Consider the following 13,383-nt stretch of genomic DNA (forward strand, 5'->3'; position numbering starts at 1 on the left):
CCGGCAAATATCCCTTTGAAGAATGCCGGTAATTCTATTTTTGCGCAGTTTTTAAGTTAAAAAGTTCTGTATCATACTTTTGGCAGGTAACTTATTTTTTCCCGAGTATTATTAATGATAGTGCTTTTGTAGGAAAACATATCGCTTCCCAGACTAAACATCGTTGCAAAATGTTCGTTGCTTATTACAGTGGTGAGATTTGGGCCATATGTTAACACTTTAAATACAATTTATAGGATGTTCAAAAACAATATTGTCAAAATATCTAACTCTTTATGTCGACCCGCTGAATATAGGGCCTTGGGGAAGTTACTGAAAACAGCAAACAGAGAGTAATTTCAAATTTGTACAGACAAAACAAATATGCCCGCTTTGTCAGATTTAATCAATAACACACGGACACAACCCTTATTTTTGATCATTATTTCTATTAATCAATTTTCCAGGCTATATCTGAGAACCTGTCCTAAAATTAAATAATTCCTATAATCTGATTGTTCGTCAATGCCAAAACGATCTAGAAGACTTCCTTATCCTAGTGATTTAACCGATAAAGAACAGGAATTAATTAAGCTTTATTTCCGGAATCCCAGAACGAATCGAAGTAGAAAACGTGTTCATTCCTATCGAAAAATATTGAATGCCATCTTCTATTTGTTACGTTCTGGTTGTGCCTGGCGAATGTTACCTTACGAATTTCTACCATGGAAAACTGTTTACCATTATTTCCGCCTTTGGCGGATTAGAGGAATTTGGGAACATATCAATGCTGCATTGAGAACGGAATCGAGAATTGCATATGAAAGAGAAACAAAGCCAAGTGCAGCGATTTTAGATAGCCAGTCAGTTAAAACCACAGAAACACCAGGAATACGCGGCTATCATGCTGCCAAGAAAGTAAAAGGGAGAAAATGCCACATTCTGGTGGATACAATAGGATTACTGTTAATGGTTGTAGTCCATACAGCCAATATCCAGGATCGAGATGGGGCTAAAATTGTTCTGGAACAAGTTACTGGAAGATTTTCTCGATTGGAGCTTATTTGGGCCGATGCTGATTACTCGGGTAAACTGGTTGATTGGGTCAATGTAATGTGTGGATGGGTACTGGAAATAGTTGAGCGCAGCGGCGATGTCAAAGGCTTTAAAGTACTTCCTCACAGATGGATAGTAGAACGTACATTTGCATGGTTAGGTCGATATCGACGTTTGAGTAAAGATTACGAAGGTTTGACAGAATCAAGTCAATCATTGGTGTATGCTGCGATCATACACATAACGATTGGACGACTGAGTCGTATCAAAACGTTAACCGAATGAGAAAAATATAATATTCAGACACGCTCTGAGATATAGGTTTAAAAGGAGTTGGCTCAAAACCCAGTCTTCAGTATATTCAGTTTCCAATACGAATAGAAAAAGCCAGTTGCTATACCTAAATAACCGTCTTTTAACAAACGTTTGGGTTGAATTTTTTATATATACATCAACATAATATTTAATCAGGTTTGGAAAAAGACAACTATACATTTATATAGCATATAAACAGTATATAATGAAAGGTAGGTAAAAGACAAAAATGCCCTAATCTGGGAGGATGAACTCATCAAGAGAAGTCCCAGCCAGATAGAGAAGTTTATAAAAACATAAGGCAGTTATGGAAGTTTTTGATAAGCTAACTTTTTAATGAGCTAAGTTTTTGATAAGCTAACTTTTGATAAGCTAAGTTTTTGATAAGCTAACTTTTGATAAGCTAACTTTTTAATGAGCTAAGTTTTTGATAAGCTAACTTTTGATAAGTTAACTTTTTGGGGGACTTCCAGATTAAATCATGGAAGTTTTTGATGAGCTAACTTTTTGATGAGCTTCCAGACGGAGTCATAGAAGTTTTTGATGAGCTAACTTTTTGATGAGCTTCCAGACGAAGTCATGGAAGTTTTGATGAGCCAGGTATTTGTAAATAGATAATTGGGAAAGTGGGAAATAAATTAATGCAAGTTTGGAGGGATTACTTGAATAAGCAATTAAAAGTGTTATTTATAGGGACTTATGTTCCAAAAGAGTGTGGGATTGCTACATTCACTTCTGATCTTTTAAATTCGGTTTCTGGAGATGACAAAGGAGTTCGTTGCGAAGTTATTGCATTGAATGACCCTTCTGAAACTTACAATTATCCGAAAGAGGTCGTTTTTCAAATTCAAAGAGACAAGATAGATGATTACTACCGCGCTGCTGACTACATAAATCAATCTGATGCCGATATTGTTTGCCTTCAACATGAATTCGGCCTTTTTTGCGGGGATGCAGGCGACTACATATTTGCTATTTTATCAGGAATAAACAAGCCTGTAATAACCACAATGCATACTGTAATTCAGGAGCCTGACACTGAATATCTGGTATCCACTGAAAAGCTCATCAGGTATTCCGAAAAACTGGTTGTAATGAGCCAGACGGCAGTCGATATGCTAAAAGATGTTTATGAGGTTCCTGAAGACAAAATCGAAGTCATATTCCATGGAGTACCGGACTATCCGTTTAACAACTGTGAAAAATATAAAAAAATACTGGGTCTTAAAGGATCTCCACTTGTTCTTACTTTTGGTCTGCTGAGCCAGAATAAAGGGATAGAAAGTATGCTAGATGCTCTTCCTGGGGTTGTAAGTCGATATCCAGACCTTAAGTATCTTATTCTGGGCGCTACGCATCCTATGGTTAAAAGGAAGCAGGGAGAAACATACAGGCAATGTCTCAAAAACAAGGTTTCAGAACTTGGACTTGAGAATAACGTGATATTTCACGATAAATTTGTCGAAAAAGAAGAACTCTGCAATTATATCCTGGCCAGTGATGTTTACGTATCTCCTTATCTTTCCAGGGAACAGATTGTCAGTGGCGCTCTGACCTATGCCATGGGTATGGGAAAAGCGATAGTATCCACTCCTTACTGGTATGCCCAGGAAATGCTTTCCGATAACCGTGGGTTGCTCGTAGATTTCGGAGATAAGGAAGGTTTTAAAAATTCCCTTTTATACTTAATTGAAAATCCAGAAGAGTGCGATATTATGCGCAAAAAAGCGTACGATTTTGGTAGAAAAATGACTTGGAAAAATGTAGGTAAAGAATATAATGCCGTTTTTAGCAAGGCTTTAAAGAAATACAGTACCTATCCAAGAATACAGAACAGATTTAATTTCCTTCCAGACCAGCTTCCCGAAGTTAAATTTGATCACCTTAAACTATTGACCGATGATACAGGCATTATACAGCACACCAATCTTGGTGTACCTGCTCGCCGTCATGGGTACAGCACTGATGATGTGGGCAGGGCTCTTGTTGCTCTGACACAGTTAATAAATAATGGGGAAAGGTCTGACGAGTTCTGCAAGTTAATTACGACATACACGAGCTTTCTTGAACATGCCCAGACAGACACGGGTCATTTTCATAACTTCATGAGCTATGAAAGAGAATTTTTAGACGAAAAAGGCAGTGAAGATACTCTTGGGCGTGCGATCTATGGGCTTGGACACATGATAAGTTGTCCTTACCTTCCAGAAAATATGCGCACGCTTGCACATACCCTTGTAAGCAGATCCAAGCCGGAAATGGAAAATCTACGCTATCCGAGGGCAAAAGCCTATACAATGTGCGGCCTGTATGAGATACTCAAAAAAGGCGTGGATGCAGACGAATTTGGGTCTTTATTCTACTCACGCAGAGATGCTGTCAGGGTCAGAGACTCCCTTGCAGAAAAAGATACTTTTGAATCTATATTTACCAGCCATGCAGATTCTCTGGTTGACTTATATGAGGCGAACCATAAAGAGGACTGGGACTGGTTTGAACCTACAGTTACCTACGCCAATGCAAAGTTAAGTGAATCCCTTTTACTGGCATATGATTATACCAAAAACAGAACTTATAAACAAATTGGTCTTGCTACTCTTGATTTCCTTACTGGGATTCAGTGGAAAGGGGACTTTTTTGACATCGTTGGGAACCAGGGCTGGTATTCTTATGATGGAGAAAAGCCAATTTTTGACCAGCAACCTATAGAAGCAGGTTACCTGACTCAGGCTTATATTTCGGCTTATGAAATTGTGCGTGAGAAAAAATATCTGGAACTTGCAAAATACTCTTTTGAATATTTCCTGGGCAGAAACCGGTTGAAAGCTGCCATATACGATTATTCAACAGGTGCAGTCTGCGACGGGCTCAACAGCGACGGCATGAACTGTAATCAGGGTGCAGAATCCGTAATCTGCTTCCTTATGGCTTTGAGCTCTTTAAATAAACACACAAATAAGCTCTTCAGTACGATATTGCAATCCAAAGTAAGCGATGAAGCAGATAACGGGGCTCTGCAGAGAACAAAGAATCTATTATCAGCAAATCAGGCGGAATGAGGGAAGTAACATGACCTGGAAAGAACATGGAGAATTGTTCCAAAGGTATAAAAGAAATCCTATACTTACTGTTGAAGATTGGCCGTATCAGGCCCATTCAGTGTTTAATCCTGCAGCCGCTATAGTTGATGGTAAAACTCTACTGCTCGTGCGGGTTGAAGACCACAGGGGCTTTTCTCACTTTACAGTAGCCAGAAGTAGTAACGGGATCGATGGTTGGGAAATTGACAGCGAACCAACCTTATCTCCTGATCCTGTAAACTATCCTGAAGAGATATATGGCATTGAAGATCCACGTATAACTTATATAGACGAGATGGGAAAATGGGCTGTAGCATATACGGCTTTTTCAGATTCGGGTCCCTTACCAGCTCTTGCCTTTACAGAAGATTTCCGTAAATTTGAGAGAGTAGGGGCTACTCTGCCGCCTGAAAATAAAGATGCTGCTGTTTTTCCTGTAAGATTTAACGGCATGTGGGCTATGCTACACAGGCCTGTATCTGGTATGCAGGGCGCAAAGGCAAATATCTGGATCTCTTTTTCTCCGGATATGAAATACTGGGGTGAACATGAAGTTCTTTTATATGCTCGAGAAGGCGGATGGTGGGATGCCCATAAGATAGGTTTATCCCCGCAGCCAATCCGTACCCCTGACGGATGGTTAATAATGTATCATGGGGTACGCCAGACAACATCTAAAGCAAGTTACCGACTTGGGCTGGCCCTTCTTGACCTTGAAAACCCCAGGAAAGTCCTCCACAGGTCAGAAGGATGGGTTTTTGGGCCTCGTGAAATGTATGAACGCAGTGGGGACGTTAATGATGTCGTTTTCCCTTGCGGATGGGTTCTGGTGAATGATGAAATCCGCATTTATTATGGAAGTGCGGATACTTCTGTATCAATGGCCAGCGCAAAAGTAAGCGATATACTTGAGTATATCCATGAATGTCCTGAGATACAATGTCCTGAAGAATATTGTAGATCGTTTGAAGAAAACAGGGGGCTTTCCAATGATCCTAAAAAAGGTGATATAAAATTGAAATAAAATTACAATTAAAATAAACTTACAATTAGATTCGAAGATAAATTTTAAGAAGTAAGTATTTAGGGGGGATTATTATAAAAATTGCAATGTTATCTCCGATTGCCTGGAGCACACCGCCTAAAAAATATGGGCCCTGGGAATCGATAGTCTCTTTATTAACCGAAGGACTGATAAAAAGGGGTATTGACGTCACGCTGTTTGCAACAGCAGATTCGCACACCGCAGCCAAACTTCATGCAGTATGTCCAAGACCCTACGAAGAAGATAAGGATATAATCACAAAGGTCTATGAATGTCTGCATATCTCAGAACTTTTTGAGAGAGCAAATGAGTTCGATATAATACACAATCATTTTGATTATCTTCCTCTTACCTACAGTGCACTTGTCGATACGCCTGTTGTGACAACAATACACGGCATTTCTTCGAGGAAAATTCTGCCTGTCTACAAAAAATACAACAATCGAACTTTTTATGTGTCCATAAGTGATGCCTGCAGGTGCAATGAGCTGGACTATATAGCAACGGTCCGACACGGAATCGAGATAGAAAGCTTTCATTTTAATGATAAGCCACAGGACTATCTCCTATTTTTATCACGCCTGCACAAAGACAAGGGCACAAGAGAAGCAATAGAAGTTGCAAAAAAGACCGGAAGGAAACTTAGAATAGCTGGTTTTATTGCGGATCAGGCCTATTTTGAAAAAGAAGTCAAGCCCCACATAGACAATGAACAGATCATTTATGAGGGTCATGTCGATCCTGAGCGGAAGAAAGAACTCCTGTCAAATGCCCGTGCTCTCCTGCATATGATCAATTATGATGAGCCTTTTGGACTTGGTGTTATTGAAGCTATGGCAAGCGGTACACCGGTAATTGCAATGAACAGAGGTTCGATGCCTGAACTTATAAGTAATGGAGAGACTGGCTTTCTGGTTAATAGCGTTGATGAAGCTGCAGAGGCTGTCCAGAGGCTGGACACCATATCCCGCAAAAAGTGCAGAGAGAGCGTGGAAAAACGCTTCTCTGTTGACAGGATGGTGGACGATTACATCAAAGTGTACGAAACAATTCTTGAGAAATGCAAACGTGAGTCAGAAAGGCCCTGGGGGTACTATGAGGTACTTTTGCAGAAGCCAGGATGTAAAGTCAAAACTATTACGATTCTACCTCAGGGTGAAATCTCACTTCAGCGCCATGCTCATAGAAATGAGCACTGGTACATAGTGAGCGGAGAAGGGCTTGTAACTAAAAGCGGAAGTGAAATAAGGGTTCTTGCCGGAGATTCTGTCGATTTTCCGGTAAACGAGGTTCATCGTATAAAAAATATAGACGATGAAAATCTTGTTTTCATTGAAATTGCACGGGGAGACTATCTGGGGGAAGATGATATCGAAAGGCTTGAGGACAAATATGGAAGAGTTGAACAGATCTGTATTTAATTAGTTTTTAACTGGTTTTTAACCAGTTTTTAGGTTGGAAATCCTGTGCAGACATGAAGAAGTCGCTAAAGTTATAATATAATATTCAAAGAGCCGATCCCAAAACTCAGAACTACTCCTCTAAATGCGAATTTTGAATAATCAAGCGTGTTTTTGATCACGGAAAACAGTTCTGAGATTCTTATTGATTTTAGAGTAAACCTGGTTTTGGGATGAGCTCAAAATTAAAATGATTTTAAAACCCTCAGGGGACATTGAGGCGCGGTTAGCTTATAAGACAATTAACTAAAAAACTCCCACCTTCATGTTCAACTGAGAGAGCCTCAAGAAAATCGTTGAATAGAGCTTCGATTTCTTCCTGACCAGAATCATCGAGACAAAGATTGCTTTATTAAAAAATAGATACAAGAAACACTACAAGATGAACCACTAACCAGTAGAGAAATTTTTAAAATATCCAACTTTCATAAAAGTTATAAAACTTTATCTGTGCTTTTAATCCAGTTAGGACTTACGCAGTTGCCTGCTTTAAAGGCAACTTGTCATTTCCTCACTTCTCATACTAAGGATCCACCACGAAATAACATAGACCTTAAGGATCCACCGCGAAATAACATAGACCTATTTTTAGGCTGTACTCAACCATTTTCACACGCAAGCCCATCGATTTTGGTCCAAAATAATTATGTGTTGCCTAAGTTATTTAGTAACGGCCCTTTAGCTTGATTGCTAATACTGACTAAGTAGTTTTATCGAGCTCGACATTTTCAAGGCTCAATCCTTTTTAAACGAATATTACTTTCGAACTGGTGTTTTTAGCATACAGGTTTCGGGAAATTTTTTGTCCCGGCGTTTCTGAGGTAACCTCAGTTATTTTGAAATATGGCAGCCCTTTGACTGCCAGACGGGCCATAGAGTCTTCGATGCCCAGACTGTTGTGTTCTTTGATCTTTTCCGGACATGCTATGGTGTTGAGCAGCTCCTCAAGGGTTGGGCTGTTTGACTTCCATGTGCCATCGCTCCGTGTTTCTGCTGTAAAGATTTGCCATTCGATTTTTACTGACATAATATTCCCCCTCTTTAAAAGTGCTCTGTCCATTCGAACTGCAAACTCAAAAAAACTGATTACTACCAGGACATACTTAGAGTACAAAATCAAGTACAATAAACGTTGTGACCCAATTTAAATGTTATACAGTTAAACTTTTAATACAATTGAATTTTTCAGTTTAACTGCGTAAATCCTGTTTAGAGCCTGTCTGAATGTTCCTTATTGTTTACTTAAGGTTTGAGACTAGCCAATCTTTTAATCATTATATGGATCATAACAGCATAAATTAATGCTTGATTATTCTGGTAATCCTTCGTAGTTTTTACTTAGAAGCTGTCTTAATATTCGAGACTTTTATTATTTTCTGAATCTACTATTTTCTGAATTTACTATTTTGTGGATTTTTGATTGCAGTCACTGGATTCTGAAAATAAATATAAATTTTGGCAATCTCAGAAGATATTAAAAAGTCTCGGCATTTTTCATACAGAGTCCTCATCCGTAAATCATTATTGAATCGAGCCTTGCAGTACCTAGTTTTGTCCAGTAACTGCAAATACTACAATACTGGGTCTCGCCATCTAGGCGCAATTTCAGTTTAGCGTCACATTTTGGACATATGTTTAGATGTTTCATGAATAAAACCCTTGAATTGTTATTTTTAAACTTGATAAAGAATCTTCTGAATATGTAATGCAAGAAGAAGCCCGAAGGCGCTGTATCTACTGTATCCCCCAATACAGTCTCTTCGAATATTATGCTCCCCCAAGCATATTGATTCGAAGTGGACCAGCAACCCCAGGAGATTCTTTATGCGTTAGATTATATTGGTAGATACCCCATTTTACTTCCCAACTCCAATTATTACTTCCCAACTCCAATTATTACTTCCCAACTCCAATTATTACTTCCCAACTCCAGCACATAGTAATAGCATAAATTATATTAAATAAATTATACAAAAAATTGTTTTCAAGCAAAAAATTGCCTGGCGTAAAAAATTTCAGGCCTATTATAACCCTTTTCTGAAGTAGGACTCAGTGGTTATGTAAAACAAGTAACAAAAGCAGAGTCTTAAATTAAAGCCTGCAATTTATTTTAAAACTTGCAGGACAGGAGATTATAGATGATATGGCTGACAGCTAACAAGCAGTCCCGTATTTTCTCAGAGATTAAAGACTGGATTTTTCGGCCTGCAGTCATTACTGGTTCGCTTTTAAGTCATAAGTGTTTTCAGCTACGTGCCCTAGAATTTGCAATGATGTCATTCGATGTACACATTTTTTTGAATTTTTGGAGCTAATTTCGTCAAATTCGGATGTTTTTATATTAAATAATTTTTTCAGCATATATGTTAGAAGCCCAATACAGGATTTCTTTAAGCTTGAAATCTTTTGTATATCAGGTTTTTCGAGTCTCGTTATATAAGGGCTTGTAGTTAGGTTATGGTAGGGCTTTTCTGAAATTAGCAGACAGCTATATGAATGCAACAGTCAGATTGGTTAAAAACAAGAATCAAGGAACAAAATGAGGCTATCTGAATGGTTAAAGCAAGCATTTTATCGTTAATATTTTCCACAACACGGGCCTATAAAGATTACAAGCCATAGTCACCAATTAAAATAATACGACATTTTATAGCTCATCCAAAAAAACTTTATTTCCACATCAATAAGATTTCGGAGTCATTCTCATAATCAGAAACTTGACTGATCAACAGGAATCTGAGAATCCAGAGATACAATTTTTGTGTTCAGGAATGAGCCCAATAAGAGTTTCAAAACATATCAGAATCGGAAGCTCAACCGGTTATTTCAAATTTGAGAATCCAAGAAATAATTCTGAGCTGTGGATCCCACTCGATAAAAGACAGCAAGCAAGGGAAAAATAGATGAAATTATAAGTATAAAAGGAAACTGAGAGTAAAAAGAGAAAGCTCCTTCAAAAAAATACTCAATTTAGACTGACCTTGGACATACCTTTTTACTGTTTTGGTCTCATCTCTTCCGGGAACCATTCCTGAATTTCCGCGGGCATGTTGCTTTTTACATGTCCGAGCTCACCTTCACCCATGTGCCTGTACATGACACGTAGAACTCCCCGGATAACCTCAGCCGGATTTACACCAGAATCAAGCCCAAACTGCTCATGCACCCTTCTTGCAAATTCTTCTTTTTTAAACTTTTCCGGCTTGTCCCGGGGTGTCCAGCCGTCATAGTACATTCCTTTAATTACAAGAGGCAGCTGTGCCGCAAGCTGGACTGCTTCCTCCATCGGCAGCCTGTCTCTGAGTGCATGTAGCGTGCCCCTGAGAGCTTCGTATGCACTGTTCTTGCTCTGCCATTTTAACTGTTCAAGAATATCCTTAAGCCAGACATTGGTAAGTTCAATACTGCTGTCAAGATTGGTTACACCTGTACTCATTCCGTTTCCCCCTTGATGTTATGAAAATCAATAGCATTCGGCAGAATCAAATTAGGGTCTGTATTTATATAATTATATCTAAGAATAAAATTCGAGAAAGAAATCGGGAAAAACAGGGCCTAAAAAAAGAGTTTAAAGCAGCGGGTTTACGCAGTCTGCTGAGTCTCAATGAACCCGACATTGACCCGGAAATCTTTATCTATAACCCTGGTGAGGCGGTTGTCGATTTGAATAGCAATATCCTGAGGGACTTCCTGTGCAGCAGGATGAGCCACAACAACATCTACACTTACAGGCTCTTCGAAAAGAAAGTACGCAGGCTCATAATTGACAGTAACTTCGGCAAGTGTCAGCCCCATATCTGTGTAACCGGGTTCTTCAAACATAGTTGTAACTTCCTCGTTTACTTGCTGCTCAATAATATAAGCCTGGAAAGAAGCAAAACTTGTCAGGATCAGGATGACAGAGAGGACGGCAATTGCGCTGAAGAGCACTGCACTGCGTGATATTACAGCGTATCGGGCATGGTCTATAGCAGAAGACTCAAGAGGCCGAAAACCCGCAATCCAGAACAGAACGAGTGTGGATACATTAATGGCAAGCATGTTAATAACAGCAAGCAAAGCCGCAGCAAGAGCTACTTCCGGAAGCCCCCAGGCAAGCCCTAGCCCTGAAGTTGCTGCAGGAGGAATCAGGGCGATAGCAATAGCAACCCCTACTAGAGCAGAACCTACATTACGCATTACGCTGATAGCGCCTGCAAGGCCCGATCCCAGGGCAAGTAATACATACAGGAAATTCGGGCTTATGCGCTCAGCAATCTGGGGCACGCCCCGAATATCAAGACCTGGAGGGAGAAAAAAAGATTCTTTAATAAGGAAGCCGAGCAGGGCAGAAACTGCAATTGCCAGCAGGAGACCCGTAACCTGCAACAATACTCCTCGAGAGGCAAGTTTTCGGTCGTCCACTACTGTTCCGACGCTGGCAGTGATTGCGGGTCCCATCAATGGAGCAACTACCATTGCTCCGATAATGGTTGCAGCCGAGTCAAGCAGAAGCCCTGCAGTTGCAATAATTGTGCTAAGAATAAGAAAAGCAAAATAAGTTGAAGCTGCAGGTGCAAGGTGCTGTGCACGTGCGACCAGTTCTTCCCTTGAGATGCGCTCTCCGGAATACCGTCTTTTCAACACCTCAATATGTTCGGAAATAACTGTCTCAGGGGACAATACTATTGTGTATACCCCTTTAATTACTCCAGCGTCGCGCAGCTTTTCAAGCACAGGTTCGACACCTATGGGAGGGATGGGAAACTGGACAAGAGCCTCGAAGTCTCCTCTTCCGGTCTCATCCCAGACAGCGTAATCAATCTGTTCTTTATCGAGAACAGCCAGCACGGACTCTCGCTTTCCTACAGGAATAAGCACCTGGACGAGACGCATGACATAATATAAAGTTGTCCGAATATATGAATTATGAAGAATAATCGATATGTAATTGCATGGAACTTGCAAATCGGTTCTCAAATATCCTGCTACAAATATACTAAAAAACTCCGGGATCTCCTTTGATTAAACAACAAAAAACACTAAAACACAAATATTAAAAGGGTATTGAAAAAAGGCATCAAAAAAATAAATGTTCAGGGCTGCTCGTCGGCTCAGATACTCCTGCTGCCGTTGATAGCTTCCCTTGCACGGTCTATTTCACTCTCCTGAGAAGGGACCCTATCAAAATCCCCACGCAAAGCCTTCAATGAATATTTTTCGAGCTCTATTTCTTTTCTGGTGCGTATGAAAAGCCTTCTGAATACGGACACAGGGGGGCACCAACCCTGCACAGCGTGCTGGAGCAGAAAGATTGCAACCAGGATAGGCAGAATAAACCACTTCCTGCTCCTTTTTAAACCGAGCACTGCACCAATGAAAGAAAATATGGCTGCATTGGCTTCGATATAGCGTTCTATATCCCACTCATGATCAAGTTCTTTGATCCTTTCCAAAATCTCGTAATCGGTCTTACCTGCATAGAACCTGACTGTTGCTGCTGTTTCAGAGTCGATAGCCTCATTAATTTCTTGAGGCGTGTTAGCCCTGACCCGATCTCCCCTCACGAATTCTCCAAAATCAGTAATCAACATAACTTCCCCTTCTAAATAAACAGAGTTTCACTTTTATAAATGGATTTCAAGCATTTATAGACATTAAAAGTAAATGATTAAGGCCTGAGTCTTAAACCCTTTACTTTCATTGCCAGCCTGTGTTGTGCGCCCTGCTTTTACTCTCCTGAGAAGAAATCTCATCGAAATCCCCACGCAGGGCTTTTAAGGCATATTTTTCCACATCAATTTCCTGTCTCGTACGGATTCCAAATCTTCTGAGCACGGGTATCGGAGGAGCCCAGCCCTGTACAGCGTACTGAAGCAGGAAGGTTGCAGCTATTAAAGGCAGGATAAACCATTTCTTGCCCCTGTTCAAACCAAGCACCAATCCAATCATAGAAATTACAGCCGCCCGAGCTTCAACATGACGCCCTATATCCCACTCATTATCGAGCTCTTCAATCCTTTTTGAAATTTCGTAATCGGTCTTGCCTGCATAGAACCGGACTGTTACTGCGATTTCGCGATCGATTGCCTCGTTAATATTGGGAGATGTATTTGCCCTTACTCTGTCTCCCCTGATAAGCTCCCCAAAATCAGTAATCACATAAAATTCCCCCTCTTCATAAAGCATATTTTCAGGCTTTACCGTCTCCCCTGATACCCTGAACGGGAATACCTGTTACTAAAAGAGGGTGGAGGTATGACCATATAAAATTAATCATAAAAATTTATTTGATACTTATACTACGGGATAAAAAATTCGGGACGTTGCTCTGCTTTCTAAGCTTTTTCGATTTTTAAAATAGGTATCAGACACGTCTTAGGATCTCTTAATTGAGGTATCGGTCTTCAGCTCATATTATCTGGCTGACAGGCTGCCTGGACCAAGCGTGGTGCAGGGAGAAAAAATA

At 40.1% G+C, this 13,383-nt stretch carries 9 protein-coding genes; 4 read left to right on the forward strand and 5 right to left on the reverse strand.

The window, feature by feature from the left end:
* The first annotated feature begins 504 nt into the window (after positions 1-504).
* The 4 genes from ACZ5A8_RS06710 to ACZ5A8_RS06725 all read left to right on the forward strand — a co-directional run bounded on the left by ACZ5A8_RS06710 (position 505) and on the right by ACZ5A8_RS06725 (position 6,896).
* Positions 505-1,320 (forward strand): IS5 family transposase, encoded by an 816-nt coding sequence (locus tag ACZ5A8_RS06710; protein WP_464532952.1) that lies wholly within the window; start codon positions 505-507, stop codon positions 1,318-1,320.
* Positions 1,321-2,012: 692 nt separating this feature from the next.
* Positions 2,013-4,409 carry a glycosyltransferase family 4 protein gene (locus ACZ5A8_RS06715; RefSeq protein ID WP_464532954.1) on the forward strand — a complete coding sequence of 799 codons (2,397 nt, stop codon included), beginning with the start codon at positions 2,013-2,015 and terminating at the stop codon, positions 4,407-4,409.
* 10 nt (positions 4,410-4,419) lie between these two features.
* The gene (locus ACZ5A8_RS06720; RefSeq protein ID WP_464532955.1) at positions 4,420-5,454 is read left to right on the forward strand and encodes a glycoside hydrolase family 130 protein; all 1,035 of its coding nucleotides are present in this window, start codon (positions 4,420-4,422) and stop codon (positions 5,452-5,454) included.
* 86 nt (positions 5,455-5,540) lie between these two features.
* Positions 5,541-6,896: a glycosyltransferase gene (locus ACZ5A8_RS06725; RefSeq protein WP_464532956.1), complete on the forward strand. Its 1,356-nt coding sequence runs from the start codon at positions 5,541-5,543 to the stop codon at positions 6,894-6,896.
* Between the two features lie 784 nt (positions 6,897-7,680).
* On the opposite strand, the gene ACZ5A8_RS06730 is transcribed toward ACZ5A8_RS06725, so the two are convergent.
* The 5 genes from ACZ5A8_RS06730 to ACZ5A8_RS06750 form a co-directional block, all read right to left on the reverse strand.
* Positions 7,681-7,962 carry a hypothetical protein gene (locus ACZ5A8_RS06730; protein ID WP_464532957.1) on the reverse strand — a complete coding sequence of 94 codons (282 nt, stop codon included), beginning with the start codon at positions 7,960-7,962 and terminating at the stop codon, positions 7,681-7,683.
* Between the two features lie 1,968 nt (positions 7,963-9,930).
* Positions 9,931-10,371, reverse strand: a complete 441-nt coding sequence (locus ACZ5A8_RS06735) for a DUF2267 domain-containing protein (protein ID WP_229388336.1) — start codon at positions 10,369-10,371, stop codon at positions 9,931-9,933.
* A gap of 146 nt (positions 10,372-10,517) precedes the next feature.
* Positions 10,518-11,810 carry a TIGR00341 family protein gene (locus ACZ5A8_RS06740; RefSeq protein ID WP_464532959.1) on the reverse strand — a complete coding sequence of 431 codons (1,293 nt, stop codon included), beginning with the start codon at positions 11,808-11,810 and terminating at the stop codon, positions 10,518-10,520.
* Between the two features lie 218 nt (positions 11,811-12,028).
* Positions 12,029-12,508: a YgaP-like transmembrane domain gene (locus tag ACZ5A8_RS06745; protein WP_464532960.1), complete on the reverse strand. Its 480-nt coding sequence runs from the start codon at positions 12,506-12,508 to the stop codon at positions 12,029-12,031.
* Positions 12,509-12,614: 106 nt separating this feature from the next.
* Positions 12,615-13,076 carry a hypothetical protein gene (locus ACZ5A8_RS06750; protein ID WP_464532961.1) on the reverse strand — a complete coding sequence of 154 codons (462 nt, stop codon included), beginning with the start codon at positions 13,074-13,076 and terminating at the stop codon, positions 12,615-12,617.
* Between the last annotated feature and the right edge of the window lie 307 nt (positions 13,077-13,383).

It is taken from the genome of Methanosarcina subterranea (assembly GCF_055385895.1).